The organism is Bifidobacterium sp. LH_743 (assembly GCF_056355775.1).
This window is the reverse complement of the sequence record NZ_JBKESZ010000013.1, coordinates 1-25,755: the sequence shown is the minus strand read 5'-3', so window position 1 is coordinate 25,755 and position 25,755 is coordinate 1. Positions and strand designations below refer to the sequence as shown.

At 62.2% G+C, this 25,755-nt stretch carries 19 protein-coding genes; 2 read left to right on the top strand and 17 right to left on the bottom strand.

Annotation, left to right across the window (positions count from 1 at the left end; all coding sequences use genetic code 11):
- Positions 1 to 205: 205 nt before the first annotated feature.
- From AC1ATL_RS10355 to gatC, 6 genes are all read right to left on the bottom strand, one after another.
- On the bottom strand, positions 206 to 1,795 hold the full coding sequence (locus AC1ATL_RS10355; protein ID WP_026646921.1) for an NAD(P)/FAD-dependent oxidoreductase: 1,590 nt from the start codon (positions 1,793 to 1,795) through the stop codon (positions 206 to 208).
- Positions 1,796 to 1,998: 203 nt separating this feature from the next.
- Positions 1,999 to 2,310, bottom strand: a complete 312-nt coding sequence (locus AC1ATL_RS10350; RefSeq protein WP_432624490.1) for a DUF2469 domain-containing protein — start codon at positions 2,308 to 2,310, stop codon at positions 1,999 to 2,001.
- Positions 2,310 to 3,371 (bottom strand): GNAT family N-acetyltransferase, encoded by a 1,062-nt coding sequence (locus tag AC1ATL_RS10345; RefSeq protein WP_476570156.1) that lies wholly within the window; start codon positions 3,369 to 3,371, stop codon positions 2,310 to 2,312. Before AC1ATL_RS10345 ends, AC1ATL_RS10350 begins: the two co-directional genes overlap by 1 nt.
- A gap of 373 nt (positions 3,372 to 3,744) precedes the next feature.
- Positions 3,745 to 5,241: an Asp-tRNA(Asn)/Glu-tRNA(Gln) amidotransferase subunit GatB gene (gene gatB / locus AC1ATL_RS10340; protein WP_432624785.1), complete on the bottom strand. Its 1,497-nt coding sequence runs from the start codon at positions 5,239 to 5,241 to the stop codon at positions 3,745 to 3,747.
- Positions 5,242 to 5,263: 22 nt separating this feature from the next.
- Positions 5,264 to 6,808: an Asp-tRNA(Asn)/Glu-tRNA(Gln) amidotransferase subunit GatA gene (gatA, locus tag AC1ATL_RS10335; RefSeq protein ID WP_432624660.1), complete on the bottom strand. Its 1,545-nt coding sequence runs from the start codon at positions 6,806 to 6,808 to the stop codon at positions 5,264 to 5,266.
- Position 6,809: 1 nt separating this feature from the next.
- Positions 6,810 to 7,106: an Asp-tRNA(Asn)/Glu-tRNA(Gln) amidotransferase subunit GatC gene (gene gatC, locus AC1ATL_RS10330; protein ID WP_026646917.1), complete on the bottom strand. Its 297-nt coding sequence runs from the start codon at positions 7,104 to 7,106 to the stop codon at positions 6,810 to 6,812.
- A 616-nt stretch (positions 7,107 to 7,722) separates the two neighbouring features.
- Here gatC and AC1ATL_RS10325 point away from each other — a divergent pair.
- Positions 7,723 to 8,790 (top strand): type IV toxin-antitoxin system AbiEi family antitoxin domain-containing protein, encoded by a 1,068-nt coding sequence (locus AC1ATL_RS10325; protein WP_476570155.1) that lies wholly within the window; start codon positions 7,723 to 7,725, stop codon positions 8,788 to 8,790.
- Positions 8,791 to 8,926: 136 nt separating this feature from the next.
- On the opposite strand, the gene AC1ATL_RS10320 is transcribed toward AC1ATL_RS10325, so the two are convergent.
- The 3 genes from AC1ATL_RS10320 to AC1ATL_RS10310 all read right to left on the bottom strand — a co-directional run bounded on the left by AC1ATL_RS10320 (position 8,927) and on the right by AC1ATL_RS10310 (position 12,127).
- Positions 8,927 to 9,472 carry a TrmH family RNA methyltransferase gene (locus tag AC1ATL_RS10320; protein ID WP_476570157.1) on the bottom strand — a complete coding sequence of 182 codons (546 nt, stop codon included), beginning with the start codon at positions 9,470 to 9,472 and terminating at the stop codon, positions 8,927 to 8,929.
- A gap of 514 nt (positions 9,473 to 9,986) precedes the next feature.
- Positions 9,987 to 10,655 carry a type I phosphoribosyltransferase gene (locus tag AC1ATL_RS10315; protein ID WP_476570154.1) on the bottom strand — a complete coding sequence of 223 codons (669 nt, stop codon included), beginning with the start codon at positions 10,653 to 10,655 and terminating at the stop codon, positions 9,987 to 9,989.
- 137 nt (positions 10,656 to 10,792) lie between these two features.
- Positions 10,793 to 12,127, bottom strand: coding sequence for a DNA recombination protein RmuC (locus tag AC1ATL_RS10310; RefSeq protein ID WP_476570153.1), 1,335 nt, complete (start codon positions 12,125 to 12,127; stop codon positions 10,793 to 10,795).
- Positions 12,128 to 12,300: 173 nt separating this feature from the next.
- Here AC1ATL_RS10310 and AC1ATL_RS10305 point away from each other — a divergent pair, with 173 nt between their 5' ends.
- On the top strand, positions 12,301 to 13,206 hold the full coding sequence (locus tag AC1ATL_RS10305) for an ATPase P (protein ID WP_476570152.1): 906 nt from the start codon (positions 12,301 to 12,303) through the stop codon (positions 13,204 to 13,206).
- A gap of 79 nt (positions 13,207 to 13,285) precedes the next feature.
- On the opposite strand, the gene clpB is transcribed toward AC1ATL_RS10305, so the two are convergent.
- The 8 genes from clpB to AC1ATL_RS10265 all read right to left on the bottom strand — a co-directional run bounded on the left by clpB (position 13,286) and on the right by AC1ATL_RS10265 (position 25,634).
- The gene (gene clpB / locus AC1ATL_RS10300) at positions 13,286 to 16,024 is read right to left on the bottom strand and encodes an ATP-dependent chaperone ClpB (protein WP_476570151.1); all 2,739 of its coding nucleotides are present in this window, start codon (positions 16,022 to 16,024) and stop codon (positions 13,286 to 13,288) included.
- A gap of 481 nt (positions 16,025 to 16,505) precedes the next feature.
- Positions 16,506 to 17,327 carry a fumarylacetoacetate hydrolase family protein gene (locus AC1ATL_RS10295; RefSeq protein WP_476570150.1) on the bottom strand — a complete coding sequence of 274 codons (822 nt, stop codon included), beginning with the start codon at positions 17,325 to 17,327 and terminating at the stop codon, positions 16,506 to 16,508.
- Between the two features lie 106 nt (positions 17,328 to 17,433).
- The gene (locus AC1ATL_RS10290) at positions 17,434 to 17,937 is read right to left on the bottom strand and encodes a hypothetical protein (protein WP_476570149.1); all 504 of its coding nucleotides are present in this window, start codon (positions 17,935 to 17,937) and stop codon (positions 17,434 to 17,436) included.
- 347 nt (positions 17,938 to 18,284) lie between these two features.
- A complete protein-coding gene (locus AC1ATL_RS10285; protein WP_476570148.1) occupies positions 18,285 to 19,874 on the bottom strand; it encodes an isopeptide-forming domain-containing fimbrial protein in 1,590 nt (529 codons plus the stop codon).
- 135 nt (positions 19,875 to 20,009) lie between these two features.
- Positions 20,010 to 22,547, bottom strand: a complete 2,538-nt coding sequence (locus AC1ATL_RS10280; protein ID WP_476570147.1) for a vWA domain-containing protein — start codon at positions 22,545 to 22,547, stop codon at positions 20,010 to 20,012.
- Positions 22,548 to 22,734: 187 nt separating this feature from the next.
- Complete coding sequence (locus AC1ATL_RS10275) at positions 22,735 to 23,889, bottom strand: class C sortase (protein WP_476570146.1); 1,155 nt, start codon at positions 23,887 to 23,889, stop codon at positions 22,735 to 22,737.
- A 167-nt stretch (positions 23,890 to 24,056) separates the two neighbouring features.
- Complete coding sequence (locus tag AC1ATL_RS10270; RefSeq protein ID WP_476570145.1) at positions 24,057 to 24,887, bottom strand: YggS family pyridoxal phosphate-dependent enzyme; 831 nt, start codon at positions 24,885 to 24,887, stop codon at positions 24,057 to 24,059.
- A gap of 327 nt (positions 24,888 to 25,214) precedes the next feature.
- Complete coding sequence (locus tag AC1ATL_RS10265) at positions 25,215 to 25,634, bottom strand: transposase (protein WP_476570144.1); 420 nt, start codon at positions 25,632 to 25,634, stop codon at positions 25,215 to 25,217.
- Positions 25,635 to 25,755: the final 121 nt, after the last annotated feature.

The window sequence follows — 25,755 nt, the reverse complement described above, 5'->3', positions numbered from 1 at the left end:
CCGTCGTCGTAGTGTTTCCTTCGATCCTCGCGCATACGAAAGAACCGCACCTCCGATCATTGAATCTGAATTTCTTCAGTCCAACAATCGGGGTGCGGTTCAATCACGCCGGCGGGCCCACGTTTCTCACGTCCTTCAAATCCCTTTGAAGCTCCCTTTAAAAAAGTTTCCTTTCAAAGAGACAATTTCGAGGATGAGGGAATCGCTACTTCTCCTCGTGGTAGGACTTATCGGTGTTCACCGACCACACGTTCTTCTTCGACGTCTCACCGCTCTTGATGTTCTTGACGGCTTCGATGGCCGTGGCCATGGAGTGGTCCATGTTGTTGTAGCGGTGCTGGCCGTTGCGGCCGACGCAGTAGAGGTTGCCGAAGGAGTCGAGGTAGTCGACGAGTTCGGGCATGCGGTCGTAGGTGTCGAAGTAGGCGGGGTAGGCCTTCTTGACGCGTTCGCGATGGGAGTCGAGCACGTCCTGCGGGCCGTTGATGACCTGCATGCGGGTGAGCTCCTGGATGGCGAACTTGGTGGCCTCCTCGTCGGTCATGTTCCAGAAGGCGTCGCCTTCCTCGCAGAAGTATTCGAGGCCGATCCACACGGTGTTGTCGACGTCCTTGACCAGGTACGGGCTCCAGTTGTTGAAGATCTGCAGACGGCCGACCTTGTAGCCCGGATCCTGCACGTAGATCCAGCAGTCCGGCACGATCGGCGGGTTGCCGAGGGTCGGGATGTCGGTGGTGTTGGTCAGACGCAGGTGCTTGACGAGCAGGCCGACGGTGACGAAGTCGCGGTACGGCAGACCATTGGCGATTTCGGTCATGTCCTTCGGCGCCGGCTTGTCGGACGCGTCCACGGCGTTGATGAGATCCTTGACCGGCATGGAGGAGATGAAGTCGTCCGCGGCCATTTCGGTGCGGTTGCCTTCGGAATCCTCATACACGACGGAGGCGATCTTGCCGTCCTTCTGGCGGATCTCCACCACGTTGGCGTCGGTGATGACCTTCACGCCGGCGGCCTCGCAGTTGGACTCGACGGTCTCCCACAGCTGGCCCGGGCCGAGCTTCGGATACCAGAACTCCTCAATCAGGGAGGTCTCCACCTCGGAATTGTCGCGCTTCTTCGGCAGCAGCTTCTGGAAGGCGTTCTTCAGCACGCCCATGATGCTCAGGCCCTTGACGCGCTGCGCGCCCCAGTCGGCGGAGATCTCGGACGGATGGCGGCCCCACAGCTTCTCGGTGTAGCCCTCGAAGAACATGGAGTACAGCTTGCGGCCGAAACGGTTGATGTAGAAGTTCTCCAGATTGGTTTCCGGCAGCTTGTGGATCATGGACTTCAGGTAGCTGAAACCGGCGACCATGGTCAGCTTGAAGCCCATGGCCTTCAACGTGTTGGCGCTCAGCGAGATCGGATAGTCAAGGAAATGACGGTTCCAGTAGATGCGGGACACGCGGTGGCGCTTGAGCATCACCTTGTCCTCGACCTCGGGATCCGGGCCGCCCGGCTCCATATCATGCTCGCGGTGGAGCTTCTTGTCGTCATAGCTGGGAGCGCCCTGCAGCGGCAGGACTTCCTTCCACCAGTCCATGATGCGGTCGTCCTTGGAGAAGAAGCGATGGCCGCCGATGTCCATGCGATTGCCGTCATGCTTGACGGTGCGGGAAATGCCGCCGAATTCGCGGGTAGCCTCCAGCACGGTCACGTCGTACTTGTCGGAGCCACCGTCCTTGACGAGCTCCCACGCGGCGGTCAGGCCAGCAGGGCCACCGCCGATAATCACCACGGATTGCTTTTGCGTCACTTTGAAGTCTCCTTAAAACAAAATCGAAAATAGTTTACCCGAAGGTAGGGAAACGCACAGCGCGACTGTGCATATGCACACAAAATCAGCGCCATGTCTGGCGGGAATCGCCATAAAATCGTCAATTGAAAATCGATGGAACCGTCATAAATAGGGGAAACCAGCCACTCGACGAACCTGCGAAGGCCGGTTTCCCGTAAATGTCACATGCTTTCGGGGATGTCGATATCGGTTTTCTGGACCTCCTCGACGTTCACGTCCTTGAACGTGACGATGCGCACGTTCTTGACGAAACGGCTGGAACGATACACGTCCCACACCCATGCGTCGGTCAGACGAACGTCGAAGTAGACGTCCTGTCCGGCGGAACGCACATTGAAATCGACCTTGTTGGCCAGATAGAAACGACGCTCGGTCTCCACGACGTAGGTGAACAGCTTGATGACGTCACGGTATTCCTTGTACAGCGCCAGTTCGGCGTCGGTTTCGTAATTGTCGAGATCTTCGGCGCTCATCACTTGCCTTCCATATCGCGCTTGCGGCCACGGCCGAGCGTACGCCACCAAGCGTCCTTCGATGTCTTGCGTTCACCCGAGCCGTACGGCCAGGTGTTGTCGGCATCGCCCGTCGCCTGTCCGGCCTGTTCGGCCGGCTCGTCGGAGCGTGTTTCCTGCTGGTTTGCGGCGGCCGTCTTGGCCGCGACCGGCGTCTGTTCGCCGTTTCCGTTCTGCTTGGCGTCCGTATCTTCGGAATCGTCGTCATGAGCGGTGTTGAGCTGGATGGCGATTGAATGCTCGCGGGCGCTCAACGCCTCCTTGACGCCGGGATTGTCTTCGATCACATGCATGCCGAACGCGTCGAGCGAGCGGATCGGGTCGAATTCGTCGACGAGCGTGTCCATGACGATCAGGTCCTGGTAGCGGTTCTGCGAAGCGTTCCAGAGGGCGTCGCGCGAACGGCCGGACGGCACGAAGCCAAGCGACTGGTAGACGGATACGGAACGCGTGTTCTGCTCCGGCACGGCCACCCAGATGCGGTGCATGCCGAGGCCGGCGGGCTCCGGCGCGAAACCGTAGGTCATCACGCGGGGCATGATGTCGCGCGAATAGCCGCGGCCGCGGTAGTCCTTGCCGAGCACCACCTGGATGCGCGCGGAACGCGCCCAGCCGTCGATGTCGATGAGGAAGATCATGCCGATCACGTTGTCCGATGAGGCCGCGTCGACTTCGCCGTCGCCGTCATGGTCGGCTTCGGTGATGATGGACCATGCGATGGTGCGACGGGATTCCGGGTCGCCCACGCCGGATTCGGACGATGCCTCCCCTTTGGACCACGCCACGGAACGGCGCACCCATGCGTTCACGGCGCCGCGTTCGGCCACACGGTCCTTGCCGGTGATGCCGGAGGCGCCGATGTACGCTTCGATTCGGTCCATCTGGGCGATGTCCTCGATGGTGGCGGGGCGCAGGTGCACCATCTCGCCTTTGATCGGCGGAATGTCGATGCGTCCCGGGAGCTCCCTCGCTCGCTGGTCCGCCGTCGGTTCCTTCGCTGTGGTTTCAGCGTGTTCTGACATGATTCTCGTTTCCTATGTCCTTCGGTGCGGTCCCTCGCCACACACATACCGACGGTATTGTACCCGACTGGACGCCGGCTGGGAGTTTCGTCGGAGGAATCGTATGGATTTTTCCTTCATACGATTGCCGAAACGTACGAAAAACGGACAAAGAGGCCGTAGGTCGGCCAATAATACGGCCGATGGCACGATAGTGCAGTCAATAATCGGCGACAGCGCAGCCAGTCAATGACACAGCAATAACAGAAGGCGCATGTTATGCGGTAAGAGGAATCGCACAACATACGCCTTTTGTTGTCATGATCACTGTTCGTGATCACTGTCGCTATTCGCGATTATGCGGATCGCGCGACGGACGGCAATCGCCGGAACGTCACTTGATCTTGCCCATCACGATCTTGGTGACGGCCTTCGCGTCGGCCTGGCCGCGGGTGGCGCGCATGACGGCGCCGATGATCGCGCCCATCGGCTTCATGTTGCCGCTCTTGAGCTTCTCGACGATGTCCGGGTTGGCCGCGAGAGCGTCGTCCACTGCCTTTTCGAGGGCGCCATCGTCGGAGACGACCTGGTAGCCGTGCTTCTTGACGACCTCGTCCGGGGTGCCTTCGCCGGCGAGCACGCCCGCGACGGTCTGCTTGGCGAGCTTGTCGTTGAGCTTGCCGTCGGCGATGAGCTTCTCGACCTCGGCCACATCGGCCGGGGTGATCGGCAGCTCTTCGAGGCTGACGCCCTTGTTGTTGGCTTCGCGGGACAGTTCGCCCAGCCACCACTTCTTCGCGCCTGCGGCGGATGCGCCGGCCTTGACGGTGTCCTCGAGCAGGTCGAGGGCATCGGCGTTGAGCACGTCGCGCATCTCCAGATCGTTGAAGCCCCATTCGGCCTTCAGACGGTTGCGGCGCTCACGAGGCATCTCCGGCATCTGGGCCTTCATTTCCTCGATGTGCTCCTTGGTGATGTGCAGCATCACCAGATCCGGATCCGGGAAGTAGCGGTAGTCGTCGGCGTCGGACTTGACGCGACCGCCGGCGGTGGTCTGCGAGGCCTCGTCCCAGTGGCGGGTCTCCTGCAGGATCTCGCCGCCTTCGGAAAGGATGGCGGCCTGACGGCGGATCTCGTACTGGATGGTCTTCTCGATGCCGCGGAACGAGTTCACGTTCTTGGTTTCGGAACGGGTGCCGAACGGATCGGACGGGCTGTTGCGCAGCGACACGTTCACGTCGGCGCGCATGTTGCCCTGCTCCATGCGGGCGTGGGAGATATTCAGTGCGCGCACGATGTCGCGGATGGCGCGCATGTAGGCGCCCGCGATCTCCGGGGCGCGCTCTCCGGCGCCTTCGATCGGCTTGGTCACGATCTCGATCAGCGGCACGCCGGCGCGGTTGTAGTCGACCAGGGAGTGGTCGGCGCCTTCGATGCGGCCGTCGGCACCGCCGACGTGGGTGTTCTTGCCGGCGTCGTCCTCGATGTGGGCTCGTTCGATCGGCACGCGGAAGATGGTGCCGTCGTCGAGCTCGACGTCGAGGTAGCCGTTGCCGTTGGTCGGCTTGTCGTACTGCGAGATCTGGTAGTCGCGCGGCATGTCCGGGTAGAAGTAGTTCTTACGGGCGAACTGGCTCCATTCCGCGATTTCGCAGTGCAGGGCGAGGCCCAGCTTGATCGCGTAGTCGACGGCGGTCTTGTTGACCACCGGCAGGGAGCCCGGCAGACCGAGGCTCACCGGAGTGAGCTGGGTGTTCGGTTCGCCGCCGAAGTGGACTTCGGCCGGGCAGAACAGCTTCGTCTTGGTGGACAGCTCCACGTGGGTTTCCAGACCGATGACCGGGTCGAACTTCTTGACGGCATCGGCGTACTTCATCAACTTTTCAGCCATTTTGTCTTCTTTCCTCCGATGCTTACTTGTCCAGACCGTCGAGCCACGGGGTCTTCAGGGACTGCCAGATCGGACCGTTCCAGCTTTCCTCGAGCGCGGCTTCGAGGGCCGCGGCCGGCTTGTACATGACCTCGTCACGCTGCTGCGGGGCGAGGAACTGGAAGCCGACCGGCAGGCCATCATCGCTCAGGCCGGCCGGAATGCTCATGGCCGGAACGCCGGCGAGGTTGGCCGGAATGGTGGTGATGTCGATGGCGTACATGGCCATCGGGTCCTCGGTCTTCTCGCCGAACTTGAAGGCGGTGACCGGGCTGGTCGGGCCGACGAGCACGTCGACCTTCTCGAACGCCTTCTTGAAGTCGTCGATGATGAGGGTGCGGACCTTCTGCGCGGAGCCGTACCAGGCGTCGTAGTAGCCTGCGGACAGCGCGTAGGTGCCGAGGATGATACGGCGCTTGACCTCGTCGCCGAAGCCGGCCTCACGGGTGTAGGCCATCATGTTGGCGGCGGTCTGCGGAACGCCTGCCGGCGGCATGACGCGCAGGCCGTAACGCATGCCATCGTAGCGGGCCAGGTTGGAGCTGACCTCGGACGGCATGATGATGTAGTAGGCGCCGAGGGAGTACGGCAGGTGCGGCAGGGACACCTCAGTGACCTCCGCGCCCATCTCCTCGAGCTTCTTGACGCCCTCATTGAAGCGGGCCATGACGCCCGGCTGGAAGCCATCGCCGCCGAGTTCCTTGATCAGGCCGACCTTGAGGCCCTTCAGATCACGCTTCATGCCTTCGCGGGCGGCGGCGACCATCGGACGCGGACCTTCCGGAATGGAGGTGGAGTCGCGCTTGTCGTGTCCGCCGATGACCTCCTGCAGCAGGGCGGCATCGAGCACGGTACGCGAACACGGGCCGATCTGGTCGAGGGAGGATGCCATGGCGATGGCGCCGAAGCGGGAGACGCCGCCGTAGGTCGGCTTGACGCCGACGGTACCGGTCAGCGAGCCCGGCTGACGGATGGAGCCGCCGGTATCGGTGCCGAGAGCCAGCGGGGCTTCGAACGCGGCCACGGCCGCGGCGGAACCACCGCCGGAACCGCCGGGAACGCGGTCGGTGTCCCACGGATTGTGGGTGGTCTGGTAGGCGGAGTGCTCGGTGGAGGAGCCCTGCGCGAACTCATCGAGGTTGGTCTTGCCCAGCAGCGGCATGCCCGCGGCCTTGAGCTTCTCGATGACGGTGGCGTCGTACGGCGGCACCCAGCCTTCGAGGATCTTGGAGGCGGCGGTGGTCTCGATGCCCTTGGTGACGATCATGTCCTTGATGGCGATCGGCACGCCGGCAAGCTCCGGCAGCTGCGCCTTGTCCTCGTCGGACTTGGCGTCGAAGGCGTCGGCCTGCTCGAGGGCCTGGTCGGCGGAGACCTTCAGGAAGGCCTTGACGCTCGGCTCGGCCGCTTCGATGACCGAGAGATGGGCCTCGACCAGCTCACGGCTGGAGACTTCCTTGGCCTTGATCTTGGCCGCCATCTCGGCGGCGGAAAGCTTGACGAGTTCGGTGGTGCTTTCGGTGCTCATATCACTCCTGTCCCAGAATTCGCGGTGCGACGAACATGCCGGCCTCGGAGACCGGGGCTCCCGCGGTGGCCTCGGCCTGGGTCAGCGGGGTCTCGGGGACGTCCGGACGCAGGTATGCTTCCAGCGGAATCGGGTTCGCGGTCGGTTCCACGTCATCGGTGGCGACTTCCTGGACCTTGTTGATGGATTCGGCGATGACGTTCAGATCGCCCTGCAGACGGGTGATTTCCTCGTCCGTGAGTGCGATTCGGGCAAGATCGCCCAAATGCACGATTTCTTCTTTGGTGAAAGTAGGCATGACCCTAACAGTAACGCGTCTATGTGACGAGCGCGTGCCTCATTTCACACCGTCCCAGCCGTCGCTTCAATCGCCTCCATTCCGCCAAACCGACGCCCACACACCACCCACCGTCGGTTTCCTCTAACCCATTCCACCAAACCGACGGTGAGAGAGTCCTAGGCGTCGGTTCCGCAGAAGCCAATCGACCAAACCGATGCTTAGAGCCCCCACTGTCGGTTTGGATGTCCAGATTCTGCGAAACCGACGCTCACGCACCGCTCAGCGTCGGTTTGGCGGCATGGGGGCGAGCAAACCGATGGAGGCTCGGTATAAGCGCTCGGCATGGGCCATGACATGCGATTGCGGTATGGGCGAGCAGCATACGCTTGCGGCATTGGCGAGCAGCATGGCCTCACGGCACGGGCGTGCGACATGGGTGCGTGGCACGCAGTTGCGGCATGGGCTTACGACATAGGGGTGTGGGTAGGTGCACGGCGTAGGGGCGCGGCACGCATTCGTGGCATGAGCGCGCGACGTGTGCTCACAAATCTCACACACTTGTTTTCATTTTCGGAAACCGCGATTTTACGGGCTTCCGGCAAGTTATCCACAAGCCCATCCAAAATCAAACACGTTGGAACACGCGATGTTGGCGAATCTCCGACCACAGCCCTCGTTTGCGCTTGCTCCGAACTCCTCCGTCTTTTACCGTCGAAACATGAAGAATCATGCCCGAGCAAACAGAATCATCGAGGAAGCCATCATGGAACGCAGATGCGCGTATTCCCATAATGAAGCCGAAAACGCCGCATTGCGGCGCAGGATGAAATGCGGCGAACTCGTCCGTGCGGGCCACGGATTGTATCTTCCGCAGGATTATTGGAACAACCTATCGCCCCCGGAAAGAACGCTCCACATAGCACGTTCGATGGCTCGAATCTACCCTCATTGGATCTTCGCGGGGCTCACGGCAGCGACGATTCATGGCTTCGACCATCCGTGGAGCCTTCATAGCGCCCATCAATTGACCATTGTCGGACGGGAATGCGGCAAAATTCGCGCAAGGCCTCCCACCAAACGTATTTACGTTCCGAATTGCGTTCCGGTTCGGATAGGCGGTTTTCTGGCGACAAATCCCGCCCGCACGTTGATCGACTGCTCATCCACATTGTATTTTCGATGCGCTCTCAGCGTTTTCGATTCCGCATTCGCGCACGGAGTCACGGCCGACGACGTGCTTGCGGAATGCGAGAAGAATCCCTGCGCCCATCCGGCAGTCTCGAAACTGCTTCTCCACGCGAATCCGAACAGCGATAACGGAGGAGAATCCTTCGCCAGAGGAACCATGATCGAGGAAGGGTTCATGCCACCCATGATCCAAGTCCCGTTTGTCGTCAACGGCAAAAGTTACAGGGTCGATTTTCTATGGAAGCTGGCCGACGGGCGGATCATCGTCGGCGAATTCGATGGCACGGCGAAGTACGTCAATCCGAATATGACCGACCGTCGAAGCATACAGGGGACCGTGTTTCTCGAACGCGAGCGAGAAGAGGCGCTTCGGCAAGCCGGAGTCACCGCCATCATCCGTTTCACGTTCGACGATGTTCTGCAAAGGGCGCCGTTGATCCGCAAACTCAAACAGGCCGGCGTGCCGATGGCTTCCCATGATTTTCATAATGCCTACGCACGATTCGCCGGGTGAGCTTTTCGCTCCGATATGGCCGGACAAGGACCGCAAAGCCACGTTCATCGCAATTCGACAGTATGACGATTATCGGCACAGCGGCACGGTGATTCATCGGAACCGTCATCGCGATGAGCATGGCAAGAATCTTGCCTCAGGCTTGGGGTGCGGCGTGCTGGGCGATCCAGGCGTGCATGGAGACGGCGGCCGCGGCGCCCGCGTTGATGGAGCGGACCGAGCCGAATTGGGAGATGTAGACCACGTCGTCGGCCAGTTCGAGCGCTTTTTCGGACAGGCCGGGGCCTTCCGCACCGAAGAGCATGAGGCATCGCTTGGGGAAATGGTAGGTTTCCATGGGCACGGCACCGGGGACGATGTCAAGCGCGATGATGCGCGCGGCCTCCAGTTCGGCGATTTTCGCTTCCAGTTTCTGCAGCTGCCTCAATGTTTCGGCGACCGTTTTGGTGTCGTCTTCACTACGGGCCTTATAGAAACGGAGAGTCAAGGCCTCGTCCTGCGCTTGGGCGGCGGCGATTTCGCCCGCGATGCGCAGCTTCCAGCATTCGACGAGCTCCGTGATGGACGGATGATTCTCGACGTGCTGGTACAGCTCCGTCATGAGCGCGCCCTTGCGGTTCCACTTGTGCGGGCCGACGATGTGCACGCGTCGCGCCTGGAACGCATTGGCAGTGCGCACCATGGAGCCGATGTTGAAATCGTGCGTCCAGTTCTCCACGGCGACTTCGAAGTCGTGGCGGCCACGGGAATCCAAATCGGCCTTGATGGCCTCGACCGTCCAGTAGCGGTACCGGTCGAGCACGTTGCGGCGGTCGCCTTCGTCAAGCAACGTTGAATCGAAGCGGGCATCGTAATTCGGGGACGACACGTCGTCCGGACGCGGCTTCCCCGGATGGGTCTGCGACCACGGGCCTATGCCGACCTCGCGGAATGTCGGCTCACCTGACGCCTGTGCGGCCACGTCGATGGGATTGGGGTCGTGCACGTTCCCTCCTTGTTGGAACAGTCAAAAGTACTAATCGTCTGAATGGATCCAGACTGTGTTTCGGTCGTCCGGCACGGGCAGCCACGCATGCATTCCATCAGAAACATCCAATGGCATTTTCCAGCGAAGTGGCAGCACCGACAAATCGGCAGCAAGGCGACAAAATGTCACTGGACGGTTCCGCCATCGCGAACGATGCGGATTCCCGTATTCAGTGGAGCTCGGATTCCTTGAAGACTTCGACGAACGGCAGCTGGGATTCCTCGCCGTTCACCGGGTTGATGACCTTGATGGTCGGATCGGCCATGTCGACGCCGCCGATCAGCGAGGCGACGGCCAGCACTTCGGCGCCTTCGTTCTCCACCACGGAGAAGTCGAGGCTCAGTTCGTTGCCGTTGCGCAGGGTGACCAGCGAGGAGGTCTGCACATACGATTTCTCGGACAGCCAGGAATCGATCAGCACCACGCGCTTGCCCGCGATCGACGGGCCCTTGATGGACGGGTAAACGAAGTCCATGACGAAGCCGTTCAGGTCCTCGCCGCGGGAGGCGGCGGCCTGGATCATGGCGGAGACCAGCGGCACGGCCGCTGCGGTCAGCGCGCCGACGGCGTCGAAGTCGTCTACGGAATAGCCGGCCTCCTCCAACGTGTCAAGCAGGATATGGCCGACGATCGAGGCCCCGCGATGGTCGAACAGCACGGAGGAGAGCTCTGAGAACGGCTTGTCCTTCATTTCGGCCTGCAGCAGTGTTTTGAGCTGGTCCCGCGGCTCGAGCATGGCGAAATCGACCATGGATTCCGTCGATGCGGCGTCGGACCAGACGGCGGGGTCCTGCGCCGAAACCGGTGCCGTCCTGCGGAAAGTGTTCTCTTCGGTCATGGTTCCCAACCCATCCTTTCAACTCGTCATTCACATCGTAATGCGGCCGCCATATCAACGCAAAGCATGCGAAGTCGAACATCCCGTCCGGCCCACGTCGATTCTGTCGAACATCCCGTCCACGGCACGTCCAAAAGCTACTCGCCACTGGTTTCGGGAGCGGTCAGCTCGCGGATGTCCGCTTTTTCGGGCGCAATCATTTCGACGGGGGCGATGACCTTGCTTTGGTCGACGCGCTGCAGCTTTCGCGCGGTGACGAGCACACGCGATTCGAGCGATGATGCGAACGCGTTGTACGCGCCCACCGTTTTGGTGATGGCGGAGCCGAGTTTGGTGGCCCGCTCCCCCAGCACCGCGAAACGCTCGTACAGTTCTCGGGACAGGTCGAACAGCATTTTCGCGTCGTCGGTCAGGCTTTGCTGCTGCCACGCGTAGGCTACGGATTTGAGCACCGCCCACAGGGTGATCGGCGAGGTCAGCGCCACCTTCTGCGCGAAGGCGTCGTCCATCAGCGTCGGATCGGTCTCCAACGCGGCCTGCAGCAGCGATTCGTTGGGGATGAACGCGATCACGAAGTCCGGGGCGTCGCTGAACGCGTTCCAGTAGGCCTTGTCTCCCAAGGTCTTCACATGCTCGCGCACCGCCTTGGCATGGGCACGCAGCAGCTCGTCCTTACGCGCCAGCTCCTCGGCCGGCGCGGTGTCCGGTATCTCGCACGCGCGCTGGTAGTCGGCATACGGCGCCTTGGCGTCAATCGGAATGCTTTTGCCACCGGGCATGTGGATGACCATGTCAGGCCGCTGCGTATGCCCGTCGGCGTCGGTGACCACCACCTGGGTGTCGAAATCGACGTGCTCCAGCAGGCCCGCCGATTCCACGATGTTGCGCAGCTGGGCCTCGCCCCACGCGCCTCGCACCTTGTTGTTGCGCAGCGCCGACGACAGCGCGCTCGTCTCACGGTCCAGACGCGCCTGCTGCTCGCCGAGTCCTTTGAGCTGCTCGCCGAGCGCGCCCATCTCATGCTTGCGCCCCTCCTCGATCTGCGCGACCTTCTCCTGCAGCGCGTCAAGGTTCTTCTGCACCGGAGCCAGGGCGGACAGCACCTTGCTCTGCTCCTGCATCTTCCGCTCGCTTTCGGCCTGGCGGCGTTCCGCCTCGTCGGCGGCACGCTGACGCTCACGTTCCGCACGCATCTCCTCGGCACGTTGCGCCTGAGCCAGTTGCGATTTGAGGTACGTCAGCTGTTGCGCGAGCCCCTCCGCCTGCGTGCGGTACCGCATCACACTCGCGTTGAGGTCGCCGATATCCTGCCGGTCCGCCTCGATCTGCGCCTTCGCCTCGTTCAGATCCGATTCCTTGGCGCCACGGGCCATGTCCTGCCCTTTGGCACGCCCCGCGAAGAAGCCCGCGGCCGCCCCCAGCGCGGCCACGACCACCAGCAATATCACAACAAACACAGGATTATCGAACATACGTTCGACTATATCATGCCGAACGCACCACGGCAAACGTGCATCAGCCCATATCCGTCCATATTCGCGTTCATCCGGAGGAACGACCGCATGCCATGCCAACGTGCACTATGCTGAAATCAGCCGAGCGCGAACTTGCCCGCGTATTTGAAGAGACATCTCGAAGGGACATCATGGGATTCGATCTGTTTTTGGCGGCCGTGTCGATCGTCGCCGCGGCCATCGCGACCTGGGCTTTGCTGCGATTGTTCCCGAGCACGGACGCGCCGACGGACATTCCGTCGCGGCCGGAGGCGTCACAAACGAAAACGCCGCAAACGAAAGGAACGTCCGGCGAAACAGCGGCCCCGATGAACAACGACGACAACGCCACTTCCACCTTCGACCATCCCGGCAAACGTCTCGTCATCGCCCTGATTCTCACCATTCCGACGCTCGTCGTGACGCTGCTGTCGCTCGCCGGAATCGCGTTGCCGGGCTGGATGACCAATCCGTGGCTGCATGCCATCGTCATCACGCCGGTCATGTTCTATTGCGCCGCGCCGATCCATCAGCGCGGCCTGCCGGCATTGCGTCGCCGTCGGCCGAACGGCGATTCCCTGGTTTCGCTTGGCATGGCGATCGTATATGCGTACAGCCTGCTGCTGTGCGTGATTTCCTGGATTTTCCCGGCCGGTTCGCGCGACCCGTATTTCGCGTTTGTAGGCGTGGTCGTCGTGCTTTCCCTGGCGAACACGATCGTCCGGCGGCGACTGGCCGCGCGGTCGCAGTCGGAGACCGGGAAAAAGCAGGCGGACAGTGCGGAGGAAGCGCTTTTCCGCGCCGCAATCGGCCATGAGATCCGTGCACGCGTGCTGCAGATCACCACGTCGGTGACGATGGTGGTCGCGGTATGGACGTGCGCATTGTGGCTGGCGTTCGGCGTGCAGCCGAAGCTGGCGATCGCGATACTGCTCGGCTCGACCGTGCTGTCGGTCGCAGGACTGGTGTTGCAGGCCTACGACAGACTGCCGGAGAGTCATCCGGAATCGGAAAACAAAATGGCCGACAGCCGTCCAGCGACGGCCGCCAGCCATTAATCAGCCATTCATTAATTCAGCCTCGAATCGGCTAATGCCGCCGATTCCCTGCCAAGGCCAGGAATCGGCATAATCGACGTCACCGAGCCGAATCAGAGGAACCGGCGGAATCAGCCGAATCAGAGGAACCATCGGTTCCGTCCACCTCATCCTCGCCCATGTCCTCAAGCTGGTCCGCAGCCCAGGCGGACAGCTCCAGATGGTCGCCGCCGGTCTGGTCCACCAGCACGGTGTCGCCGTCGTGCACCTCGCCGGCCAGCAGCATGCGGGCCAGCTGGTCGCCGACCTCGGTCTGCACCAGGCGACGCAACGGACGGGCGCCGTATGCCGGATCGTAGCCGGCGTTGGCCAGCCACTCGCGGGCCGAATCGGTCACGTCGAGCGTGATGCGGCGGTCGGTCAAGCGCTCCGCGACCTGCGACACCTGGATGTCCACGATGCCGCCGAGCTCCTCGCGGGTCAGCGGGTGGAACATGACCAGTTCGTCCAGACGGTTGATGAATTCCGGCTTGAACTGCATGTGCACGGCGTCCATCACGGCCTTCTTCTTGGCGTCCGCGTCCATGTCGGGGTTGACGAGGAACTGCGAGCCGAGGTTGGAGGTCATGATCAGGATCGTGTTCTTGAAGTCCACGGTCCTGCCCTGGCCGTCGGTCAGACGTCCGTCGTCGAGCACCTGCAGCAGCACGTCGAACACTTCCGGATTGGCCTTCTCCACCTCGTCGAACAGCACCACCGAATACGGACGACGACGCACGGCCTCGGTGAGCTGGCCGCCCTCCTCATATCCGATGTAGCCCGGCGCGGCGCCGATCAGGCGGGACACGGAGGCCTTCTCCATGTATTCGCTCATGTCGATGCGCACCATGGCCTTCTCGTCGTCGAACAGGAAGTCGGCGAGCGCCTTGGCGAGTTCGGTCTTACCCACGCCGGTGGGCCCGAGGAACAGGAACGATCCGGTCGGGCGGTTCGGGTCGGAGATGCCGGCACGCGAGCGGCGCACGGCGTCGGACACGGCCTTGATGGCTTCCTTCTGGCCGATCACGCGCTTGCCGAGATACTCCTCCATGTGCAGGAGCTTCTCGTTCTCGCCCTGCATGAGGCGTCCGACGGGGATGCCGGTCCAGTCGGAGACGATTTCGGCGACGGAGTCGGCGTCCACGCGGTCGGGGACCATCGGCACGTCGGCGGAGGTGTCTTCCTTGGTGTTTTGCTCGTTCTTTTCGACTTGCGCGATCTCCTTCTGGATGGCCGGGATCTCGCCGTAGTTGATGGCGGAGGATTTGGCCAGGTCGCCTTCGCGCTCGTAGCGTTCGGCCTGGGTGCGCAGCTCGTCGAGCTTCTTGCGCAGGTCGCCGATGCGGTTGTGTCCGCTCTTTTCGGCATCCCAACGCGCCTTGAGCCCGTTGAGCTTCTCGCTTTTGTCGGCGATTTCCTTGTTCAGGTCGGCCAGACGGTCCTTGGCGCTGTCGTCGAGTTCGCTTTCGGCCTTTTCGGCGGCGTTGTCATTCTTCGGATTGCCCAGCAGATACGACTTCTCCATCTTCAGGCGTTCCACCTGGCGGGTGAGTTCGTCGATTTCCTCAGGCGAGGAGTCGAGTTCCATACGCAGGTGCGCGGCGGCCTCGTCGACCAGGTCGATGGCCTTGTCCGGCAGCTGGCGGCCGGAGATGTACCGGTTCGACAGCGTCGCGGCGGCGACCAGCGCGTCGTCTCCGATGGTGACCTTGTGGTGCGCCTCGTACTTCGGGGCGATGCCACGCAGGATGGCGATGGTGTCCTCCACGCTCGGCTCGCCGACGAACACCTGCTGGAAACGACGTTCGAGCGCCGGATCCTTTTCGATGTTCTCGCGGTATTCGTCCAACGTGGTCGCTCCGATCAGGCGCAGTTCGCCACGGGCCAGCATGGGCTTGAGCATGTTGCCCGCGTCCATGGAGCCTTCCGCGGCGCCCGCGCCGACGATGGTGTGGATCTCGTCGATGAAGGTGATGATCTGTCCATCGGCCTTCTTGATCTCCTCGAGCACGCTCTTGAGGCGTTCCTCGAATTCGCCACGGTACTTGGAGCCTGCCACCATGGAGCCCAGGTCGAGCGAGATGAGCTTCTTGTTCTGCAGGGTGGTGGGCACGTCGCCGGCGACGATGCGCTGCGCGAGGCCTTCGACCACGGCGGTCTTGCCCACGCCGGGCTCGCCGATCAGCACCGGGTTGTTCTTGGTGCGGCGGCTCAGGATCTGGATGACGCGGCGGATTTCCTGGTCGCGTCCGATCACCGGGTCGAGCTTGCCTTCCTTGGCCGCGGCCGTCAAGTCGGTGGAGTACTTTTCCAGCGCCTTGTAGCTGCCTTCGGCGTCCGGGCTGGTGACCTTCCTGTCGCCTCCGCGCACGGTCGGCACGGCCTTGCGCAGCTTGTCCGCGTCCAGGCCGTTCTTCTCCAGGATGTCGACGCTCTGGTTCGGCTTCGCGGCCGCGATGGCGATGAGCAGATGCTCGACGGTGACGTATTCGTCCCCCATCCGCTGCATTTCCTTTTCGGATTGCGACAGCACCGCGGCGAGCTGGCGGCTGACGTCCGGTTGCGTGGTGGTCGAGCCGCTGGCGCTCGGCAGATTGCCCAGCGCGCGGTGCGTTTCGGCGCTCACGTTCTGCGCGTTACCGCCCGCGGCTTCGATGAGAGCGCGCGCCATGCTGTTTTCCTGACGCAGCATCGCGTCAAGCAGGTGCAGGGTGTCGACCTGCGGATTGCCCAGTGCCGACGCGTTCTGGATGGCGTCGGAAAGCGCTTCCTGGGCCATCTGCGTGAACTTCTGTTCCATATCATCCTCCATGGTTCGCGTCCCGCCCGGACCGATCGGAAGGCGTCCGGGCCGGGGCGCATATGTCGTTGTCTGATATGCCCAACCGACTTCACCGCCATTATATTCCCAAAACTTGAGTCGAACACACTCAAGTTTTGCGTTTCTTAAATGGCATCGCCGTCAAAGTACTCCGGATACATACCTCCCATACGACATAAAGAATCAGTTATAACTGATTTTGTCGGATGAAATGATGATGAAATCAGTTATAACTGATTTCATCGGGGAAACGGCAACGAAATCAGATATAACCGATTCCGCAATTGAGCAAGGCGTCCGAAAATACGACGATGGCGGGTCCGCGACGCCATAAACGCCACGAAACCCGCCATACACAAAGGCTCGTCAACAACCAGCCGACCGCCGAATCCGTCCGCAACCAGGCAACCGCAGCCACACGGCCAGGCAACCAGGAACAGACGGCAATCGTCAGCGACGGTCAGCCACGCACCACCACATTACGCAGATCGCCGACGCCCTCGACGTGCACAATCGCCTCATCACCCGGATCCAGATGACCGGAAGCGTTCGGCGTACCCGTCATGATCACGTCGCCCGGCAGCAACGTGGTGAAGCTCGAAATCGCCGCAATCTGCTCCGGAATACCATGAATCAGATTCGCCGTGGTGCCCGACGCCATCTCGACATCCTCGCCATTGAGCGTGAAGGAGATCTTCGCATCCTTCCAATTCACATCGTCACGCGTCACAATCCACGGACCCAACGGACACGCGGTGTCGAAACCCTTCGCCCTCGTCCACATCGGATCGAGGCCCTGCAGGTCGCGCAACGTCACATCGTTCACGCAGGTGAAGCCCAGCACGTAATCCATGGCCTTCTCCACCGGCACGTTCTTGGCGATGCGTCCCATCACCACAGCCAATTCCGGTTCGAAGTTCATGTCGTTCGAGCACGGAGGAATCACGATCGGATCATCGGGACCGATCACGGACGTGCTCGGCTTGGTGAAGATCACCATATCCTCCGGCGCGTGCTTGATCTCGGAATGGCCGGCCTCGTGCATGAACTGCGCATGCGCCTCATAATTCTTGGCCAGGCCGTACACCTTGGACGGAATGACCGGCGCGAGCAGACGAATGCCGTCGCCATCCACCGGATAGCGCTCGCCGGTCGGCTCGACGGCCTTTCCGGACAGCGGGTAGCCGTTCAAGGCCACGAGGTAGTCCTTGCCGTCGTCCTTGTCGGTCTGTACGAAGGCGTACTGCGGTACATCATCATGTGTGAAACGTGCAATTCTCATACCCGCCAGTCTACCTTCCGCCCGCCCTCCGCGCGCGCAAGTCGTCATCCTGCGCGCAATGCGTCGCTACCGACGCGTCCGTCCGATCTCCACCGTATGCGAGCCGTCATCCGCGGCCAAGTTCGGCACGCAGGGCGATGACCTCACGTTCCAGCGCGTCGATGCGCCGCACCTGCTGGACGATGAGCAGGTCGCGCACGTCGGTGTCCGTTCGTGACGCAGACGCGGATGCGGACACGGCGACCGTACGTGCTTCCACGTCCGCGGCGGCCATCCTTCCACCGTCCGCAGTATGGCCGTCATACGATGCACGGCCATCGTCCGGCACGCATCCGTCGACCGGCACCAGCTTGTCCGTGTGCATGCGGCATGGGATCGTACGCCATCGCGCGAAGCAGCGTTCGATGCGTTTATAGCCGATCAGCGACGGGTCGAGGCCCGCTTCCCGGAACAGTTCGACCGGTGATTCGCCCGCAAGGTAGCGGCGCATGCAGTTGTGTTTGAACGATTCCGTGTAGGTGATGCGTTTCGAGGTCGCTTCGGCGACCACCGGCAGGGATCGCAGATATTCGACTTCCTCCGGACTGAATGTTCCACCGCCGTTGTGCATGATGTTCCCTTTCGGCTTGGTGCGATGCGGGCGCGGCACGGGTTTGCGACCGTGCAGCACCCCATCGCATAGTCGAATCGGCCTCCGTCATGCCATTCGATTGCTCTCTTCTTCCACTATCGTATCCACTTGGGGGTGGTCGTTCAACCGCCGACCGGTCGCACCCCCGAATCAGTACCGTCGATTCATGTCCGGACGCACGGGAGATGCACGGGGAACATGCGAAAAAGTGGGTGGGCCGCCGGTGTTCCCGGCGACTCACCCACCCGTACAGGCACCGTTGCCTGGTTGGCTCGGCCCGTCCGGCCGCGTCCGCTGGACGCGGACCGGAAGTCAGGCCGTGGCCGTCAGACGCCGGTTGTGGCGCCTGAATCGACGTCACGGGACCGGAACGCGATCAGCAATCCGGCTCCGGCCATGACCAGGGCCACGATGGTGAACAGCGCGGTTCCGGCAGCGCCGGTGAGCGGCAGCTGCGTGATGTTCTTCACGTTCTTGACCTGGATGACCTGGGTCTTATCGCTACCGCCCATGCTCGCCAGGCCGAGGTTGTTGCCTCCGACCAGTTCGAAGGTCGAGGCACCGCTCTTCTGGTCAACCTTGAGCTTCACGGTGAAGGTCGGCACGAAATTCTTCGCATAGCCTTTCACGAAACCAATCTCCTTCAGCGTGTATTCGCCGGATTTCAGCCCCGTGATCCTCACGTTGCCGGTGGTGGTGACCACGTCGGCGGAGACCTCATCGCCCTCCTCGCCGGTCTCGGCGAGACGGTACGCGCCCTCCCCGGTCTTGACGAATCTGAGCGGGGTCGTCGACACCGCGGATCCTTCGAACACGTTGAACGTCGCTCCGGCCAGGCCGTCGGCATCATTTCCGACGCCGTACTTGTGGAAGTCGAAGCCGCCGGTGTAGGACTCGAATTCGACCGGCGGAATCCACGCTTCGCCGTCACGGGACACGGACGCCGTGTTGGAAATCTTGCCGCCCGCGGCGATGATGTCTTTGTTGACCACGGCGGTGTAGGTGATGACCAGACGGCCGCTCTTGCCGGCCAGATCGAATTCCAGCACGGTGGTGGTCTTGCCGTCGGAGCCGCTGGTCGGCTCGGTCACGTAGGTGAACGGCATATCCGCGCTGCCGATTTTCGCGGAGAAGTCCTTGTTGACCGTCAGGCCTTTGGATGCGACGTCCTTCACGAAATACGGGTAGGTGTCGTAGCCTTCGGCCGCGGCTGGAATGTCCAGCGCGATGGTGTAGGTGACGGTCTGTCCGATGCCCACGCCGTCCGCCGTGGTGGTCTGGTCGGCCGTCTTGTCCGGTTGTTCGGGCTTGTCCTCGTTCTTGGCCACGAACGCGCCGACCGCGTCGATCTTGCCCTGGCCGGTGGCCGGGTCGCCCTTTACTGTGAAGGTTTTGGCCACGCCGTCGAGCGTGGTGGCGACGATGGCGTTGACGCCACGGTTGCCGTCCTTGTCCACATCGGTGATGAGGTACCAGCCTTCCTCGAGCGGGCTGATGGTCGCGGATCCGCCGTTGCCGGTGACGGTTCCGTCCGCCGTGACGCCCTTGCCGATGGCCAGCGCGCCGGCGAAGGAGCGGAACCAGGCCGCGTCATCATCTCCGGTTTTGGTGGCGGCGAAGGCCGCGGGATTGCCGTTATATTCGCTTGGCATGGCGCCGGCGGACATCGTGTCGTTGGCCGAGGCCACGGCGGCGGTCACCGCCTGGACCCAGTCGGCGTCCGTGTCCACCTGCACGGCGTCGCCGTCGGGGGTGAGCGATGCGAACTTGTACGCGGAGTAGCTGTGCCCTTCCCGCGAGTGCCGCACTTCGATCGACGCGTCGCCGGCCGCGTATGCTCCGGCCGCGCCGAACGCCATGCCGCCGAGCAGGGTTGCCGCCGCGGCGATTACTGCGCAGAGTCTTCTCGTCTTCATGATGAGAGACCTCTCTTTCTTGGTTTGTTCGGCCCTGTTTCCATGGCCGATTGGTTGGTTTTGCGAAAGTTGTTCGATTAATTCGGCCGATTCCCGGCTTCCGGACGATTCATCCGGCTTGCATCCGATTTCCGTTCACCGCGGCCGTCCACATCCGGTCACGGCCAGTCCGATGATGCCCGCAAGCAGCAGGATCAGCGCGGCCGTTCCGGCCACGATCAGCCATGTCCGTTCGTCCGTCGCACCCGACAATGGCAGCGCGGCCACCGTCTGCCGTACGTTGGTGAACGAGGCTTCGTAGGTCGCGGTACGTCCTTCGTCGAACGCGGCCCACATGTCGGCTCTGGTGATGGAGATCGGCACCGAGGTGACGCCGTTCTTCGCGCCGTAGCCTGCGATCGTGCCTTCCGTGACGGTGTAGTCGCCCGGCATCATGCCGTGGAACGTCGCCCGCCATTCGCCGGTCGATACGGCGTCGTCCTCGGAAAGGTCTCTGCCGGCCATCGATGCGCCGTCCTGCATGAGGTCGATGCGCAACGTGGCCGAACCGGATGGCGAGCCGCCTTCCCAATGCTTCGTCACGACCACGTCGGCGGACGGCACCTGCAGCACAGGATGCCGGTAGGCCGCGCAGTCGGATTGCCGGTCGAACGTGTAGCAGACCTGTGCAGAGGCGTTCGAACGGAAGCCGGGCTTTCCTGCGGAGGTCTCGCCGGTTCCTTCGTCGCCGGTCGCGTCGTAGTTGATGCCGCCGCCGACCATATCGACCCGCGCGTAAGCCTGGTCGGTCGGAATGATGCCGTATGAAAGCGTGTAGGTCGCGTCGTGCTTCAGCTCGTAGTCGTCCGCGAATTCGACGCGGATCGTGCCGTTGCCGCTGGAACCGGCGTCGCCGTACCAGATCGTGTAGTCGGCCCCCTCCCGTGGAACTGTGGCGCTGGCCGGCAGATTCGTGACGTTCAGCGCCGCGCCTCCGGTGACCCGGTAGTAGGTGTTTCCCGCGATGGTCCGCGCGTCGGCCGTGTTCCAGGTGATGCCGTCGACCTGCGCGTACGCGGATAGCTCATCCACAATGGAGACGCCGCTGTAGGCGCTTCCCGTGGTGATCTCCTGCTGGATGTCGTCAAAGATGCGTTTCAGATCGTCCGCGCTGTTGGTGGCCTTGTAGTAGCCGAGGTTGCCTCCCTGCCCCCAGTTGGCCCGGTTGTACGCGGTGGCGTCCGGATAGTTGCTGGAGACGGCGTGCATGAATTGGTTGGCCTGGTCGTCCTCTCTGCGGTTGTCGAACGATTCCTGTTCCGGATTGGCGCCGTCGAAGATGCCGATGCTGTAGACGAGCGCGCCCGCCGCCTTCATGGTTCGCGCGGCCTGTACCGCGCGGTTGGCCACGCCCCGACTGAAGTTGCTTTGCGTGGTCGGCACACCGTCGGTGAAGAATATGACGATTTTCTTCGCGCCTTGCCTGGCTTGGTTCAATGTGGCCAGCGCGGCGTCCATGCCTTGGTCGGCGGGGGTCGCGCCAACGGCGGACAGGCTGTCCACCGACGATTTGAGCACGGTGGCGTCACTGGTCAGTGGGAGCACCGAGCCGGAATTCCGGCCGAATTGCGTGATGGCGATGCGCACTTTGCTGTTCTCGTCCCGGATGGTGGCGTTGGTGGTCGCGGTGGCGTCGATGAAGCTGTCGGCCGCCGTTTTCAACGCGTCCAGACGCCTTGGATTCGACTTGGAGCATCTTCCCTGGCTGCCGTTCATGCAGAAGTCCATGGAGCCGGAGGTGTCGAGGACGAGCACCACCTCGATTTTGGAGGTGATTTCCTGGGTTTCGCGGGTGTCCTTGCCCACCACGTCGAGGTTCAGCGTGTATTTGCCGCCGCCGTTGTAGACGATGCTTTTCGTGTGGTCCGGCGCCGGCACGGTCTCGTTCGCCGCGGATCGCATCACGGTTTTGCGATTGAAGGTGAAGCGCTCGCGCATGACGTGTTCGTCGTCCTTATCGTCCTTATCGTCGGCGTCCTTGTCTTCGTCCGCTTTGTCGTCTTTGCCGTCGCCGTCGTCCGCCTCATCGTCGGCGTCCTCGTCGTCGGCTTTCCCTTCGATTTCGACGCCGTTCTTGTCGTCGCCGTCCGCATTGTCGGCATCATCGCCGTCGGCTTCCGTATCCGCGACGCTGCCCGCCGTATCATCCGAGCCACCTTGCCCAGCGTTGTCCTTGCGATCGTCGTTTTGAACCGGCGCATCACCATCCTCAGATAGTCCGTCGGATCCAGTCGAAGGCTGTCCGCCCCCAGGCTGGCCTTCCGTTTGCTGCGATTGTTGTCCGTCCGATCGCCCCTGCGGACTCCCGTCGGACGTCGTCCGATCCGGATCGCCGTTTTCGGAGTCGCCGCCTTCCGTATCGGCTTCCACAACAACGTCTTCCGCAGCACCGTCTACCGTGCCATCGTTTGCTGTGGCATCGGCTTCAATCTGCCGTTTCGCATCCGTCCGATCGTCCACGGATTCGACGGCCGTGCCGCCGTTTACCGGAGCGGCTTCGTCGGCGAACGCGATCGACCCCGCTCCGGCCATGCCGATCAGCATCGCAAGAGCCGCGAGCGCAGCCGTGCATCCTCGTATCTGACCACGATGCCGGTTCGCGAGAACGGCAAGCAGGTCCCTCATCCGTTTCATGGCAAATCCATCCCTCATCGGCGCTGCGGCGGATTGCCCTTGCGCCTCCATGCCTCGAAACATTAGGGATCGGAACCATGCGGACCATACCCTCCATTGATGGGGTCGGGGAGCGTTCCGAATGTGTGGATCCGCGGATTTTCCCCCTGCATGCCACTCACGTACACGCCGCTTACGTGCACGCCAATCATCTGCCGGTCGGACGGGCGGAGGCATGGCGTACGACCGTTCGACGCGGCCGGACGGAACGTATGATCAGGCAGCACAGCGTCGTGCCACCGGCCACGCAACCGGCAGCGACGGCGAGCGCGTTCAGTCCGTCGGCGCGCGGATCGTGCACGTCGGTGGGATTCGGCGCGGGCATCGGCATGGCCACGCGATGGCCGGATACCAGCAGACGATGCGTGTTGACGCCGTAGGGAGTGCAGGTCATCAACGTCAGCCGGTCCTCCCCCGGCACGATTTTCAGCTTCGAAACGTCATCCGGCTCGATCACGCTGATCCGGTCCACCTCGTATCCCAGCGTCTCGCCCATGACCTTGACGTACATGAAATCGCCTTCGTCCAGCTCGTCGAGCCGGGTGAACATCATCGATTCGGCCAGTCCGCGATGCCCGGTGACCACCGCATGCGTCCCTTCGCCCCCGACCGGCAGACTCGTGCCGTACAAATGCCCGGCTCCGACGGCGAGCACCGGTTCGGATGTGCCATGACGGATCGGCAGTTCGACGCCGATTCCGGGCACCAGCACCGTACCCATGATCCCCGCGCCGGAATCCAGCAGACCCTGGTATTCCGTATCGACATCCGCCACGGAAACCACGGAACCGCCGGCCCCATCATCCGCAGTCGTGAACGGGTCTGCGGCCTCACCCAGCACCGGCTGCCCCTCCACGGCAAGCCGACGGTTATATTCACGTGCCCGCTCCAACTCGTCCTCAGCCATCGGATACGGCCATCCCGCGACCATACGCGCCACGGAATCGGAAGTCTCCGCAAACCTCCTGGCCGAACGCGCCTGCATCATAAACGGCAGCGACGCCACCGCCACCGCACCCACGACCAGCAGCATCGACACGCATCGCGCCACAGTGAAACGAATCCGCCGCAATCTTCGCGAACGCACCACATCCGTGATGTCGACTGCCTCACGAAACGACGGCGCACGAAACGACGGCATACGGCCATCCGCCGCATCACGGCAACCGTCACCAGAATCGCGGCCGACACCGTCCGCATGCGCGCGGACAGCCGCACGAGACGCCGAATAAACATACGATTCCGTCTGATGGACGAGCCTGCGAACAGGCCCGCGCATCGACCGGCAGGCAAGCCAGGACATGGGTTTCTCCTTCGAACACACCCATGTTCACATCCGACAAAGGAAAGCCCCTGCCCCCTATAGGAGGGCATCCCCCTGAAAAGACAACGGTTGCAGGCACCAAACCACGGATTCAGACACGAAACGGTCCTCCACCCCCACTTCCGCGAATCGGACAGGCAAGCGATTCAGATGAACGCGCGCTCGCCGAAGATGGCGGTGCCCACGCGCACGATGGTGGAGCCTTCGGCGATGGCCAGTTCCATGTCTCCGGTCATGCCCATCGACAGTTCATGGCAGTTGCCGGTGCCCGGCTCGCCGGACGCGAGAATGAGGTCGCGGGTCTTGCGCAGATGCGCGAAGCCGCGGCGGATCACCGTTTCGTCATCCACGTGCGCGCCGATCGTCATCAGGCCCTGCAGCTCGACACCGTCCAATGTGCCGATTTTCTGCGCGATGCGGATGGCGTGCGCGGGGTCGCATCCGGATTTCGATTCCTCGCCGGATTCGTTGACTTCCAGCAGTACGCCGACGGTGATGCCGCGCGCCACGGCCCTGCGCGAAATCTTTTCCGCCAAATCAAGCGAATCGACCGATTCGATGGTATTGACCACCGGCAGCACCTTACCGATTTTGTTGCTTTGCAGCTGTCCGATCAGATGGAACGGGATACGCGTGGACGTGGCGGCATCCGTCGAATCTGCCGCATCGTCGGCGACGCCCAGCGTGAATCCGCGTTCCGCGCATCGCTTTGCCAGGCCATCGGCCTTCGCCGTCACTTCCTGCGGACGGTTCTCGCCAATCATGCGCACGCCGGCGTCAATCGCGGCCATGATTTCGCCGACGTCGCGTGTTTTCGTGGCGGCCAGCAGTCGTACGGAGCCGGCTTCACGGCCGGCCTTCTCCTCCGCCGATGCGATACGGTCCAGCACGCGGTGCACGCCGTCCGCGATCTCACGCGAGCGCGCGTCCTCAATCGTCTCGTTGGCAAGATCCTTGTGATCCATATACGCAGTCATCATCCACCTCTCACAGTCAATGTCGCAAACCGGTCCACGGCCAATCCCGACGGCTGATCTCAGCCCTTCCATCATCCGTCGGAATCCGATACCAGTGCTACCGGAAAGTATTACCAGACAGTGCTACAGCAAGTGTTACCAGAAAACCTGCGACAACGCATGAAGAAGCCCGTACGACGACCTGAAGTGAAGCGATAAAGCGGTCGAAATTCGTACGGGCTATAAAACCAGACGGCAGTAGAAGGGGGACTTCAAAGACTCCGTCTGCATAGCCATTTATACCAGATAAACGGCTACGAACCGCCGAAAAGACGATTCACGGGACAGTCAGCCCCTATCCCCCTTACGCAACTCTTCCACCGTACGTTCCAGTTTTTCGACGCGTTCGCTCAGCGACAGCACCTGGCATACCAGCGATTGGATCTTGCCCAAGGCCACTTCCGGCAGCTCGCTCGGAGTCGTATTGACGGGCGTGTCCGACGATTCCGGCTGCTTCGCCTTTTCCATAATGCTTTCGTCGCGCTTCCATCGGGCGATGTTGCGTTCGATGCGCTTGTGCCCGATGACCGACGGACTCAGTCCCGCGGCGGTGAAAATCGCGGTCGGCCTCTCCCCCTGAAGATAGCGCCTCATGCAATCAATCTGGAATTGGCGCGAATACGTGATCCTGCTTTCCGTCACCGAATCGATCGCCGGTAGCATGCGCAGGTATTCTACTTCCAATCGGTTAAAATGCCGTCTTGCCATTTTACCCCTTTTGAACTGCGCCCCGATTGTTGGACGCTGTTAATTAGGATACAGCCCTAGACCGCGAGGGACATGCCCCGGAACTCCTCCGGGGTGCGTCCCTCGAGTCGTATCTGGCGTC

Excerpts from the sequence above, each read along its gene's own strand:
- AC1ATL_RS10350 (WP_432624490.1), bottom strand. The coding sequence starts at position 2,310 with ATGAGCGCCGAAGATCTCGACAATTACGAAACCGACGCCGAACTGGCG.
- AC1ATL_RS10345 (WP_476570156.1), bottom strand. The coding sequence starts at position 3,371 with ATGTCAGAACACGCTGAAACCACAGCGAAGGAACCGACGGCGGACCAG.
- gatB (WP_432624785.1), bottom strand. The coding sequence starts at position 5,241 with ATGGCTGAAAAGTTGATGAAGTACGCCGATGCCGTCAAGAAGTTCGAC.
- gatA (WP_432624660.1), bottom strand. The coding sequence starts at position 6,808 with ATGAGCACCGAAAGCACCACCGAACTCGTCAAGCTTTCCGCCGCCGAG.
- gatC (WP_026646917.1), bottom strand. The coding sequence starts at position 7,106 with ATGCCTACTTTCACCAAAGAAGAAATCGTGCATTTGGGCGATCTTGCC.
- AC1ATL_RS10320 (WP_476570157.1), bottom strand. The coding sequence starts at position 9,472 with ATGGTGCGCACTGCCAATGCGTTCCAGGCGCGACGCGTGCACATCGTC.
- AC1ATL_RS10315 (WP_476570154.1), bottom strand. The coding sequence starts at position 10,655 with ATGACCGAAGAGAACACTTTCCGCAGGACGGCACCGGTTTCGGCGCAG.
- AC1ATL_RS10310 (WP_476570153.1), bottom strand. The coding sequence starts at position 12,127 with ATGTTCGATAATCCTGTGTTTGTTGTGATATTGCTGGTGGTCGTGGCC.
- AC1ATL_RS10305 (WP_476570152.1), top strand. The coding sequence starts at position 12,301 with ATGGGATTCGATCTGTTTTTGGCGGCCGTGTCGATCGTCGCCGCGGCC.
- clpB (WP_476570151.1), bottom strand. The coding sequence starts at position 16,024 with ATGGAACAGAAGTTCACGCAGATGGCCCAGGAAGCGCTTTCCGACGCC.
- AC1ATL_RS10295 (WP_476570150.1), bottom strand. The coding sequence starts at position 17,327 with ATGAGAATTGCACGTTTCACACATGATGATGTACCGCAGTACGCCTTC.
- AC1ATL_RS10290 (WP_476570149.1), bottom strand. The coding sequence starts at position 17,937 with ATGCACAACGGCGGTGGAACATTCAGTCCGGAGGAAGTCGAATATCTG.
- AC1ATL_RS10285 (WP_476570148.1), bottom strand. The coding sequence starts at position 19,874 with ATGAAGACGAGAAGACTCTGCGCAGTAATCGCCGCGGCGGCAACCCTG.
- AC1ATL_RS10280 (WP_476570147.1), bottom strand. The coding sequence starts at position 22,547 with ATGAAACGGATGAGGGACCTGCTTGCCGTTCTCGCGAACCGGCATCGT.
- AC1ATL_RS10275 (WP_476570146.1), bottom strand. The coding sequence starts at position 23,889 with ATGTCCTGGCTTGCCTGCCGGTCGATGCGCGGGCCTGTTCGCAGGCTC.
- AC1ATL_RS10270 (WP_476570145.1), bottom strand. The coding sequence starts at position 24,887 with ATGACTGCGTATATGGATCACAAGGATCTTGCCAACGAGACGATTGAG.
- AC1ATL_RS10265 (WP_476570144.1), bottom strand. The coding sequence starts at position 25,634 with ATGGCAAGACGGCATTTTAACCGATTGGAAGTAGAATACCTGCGCATG.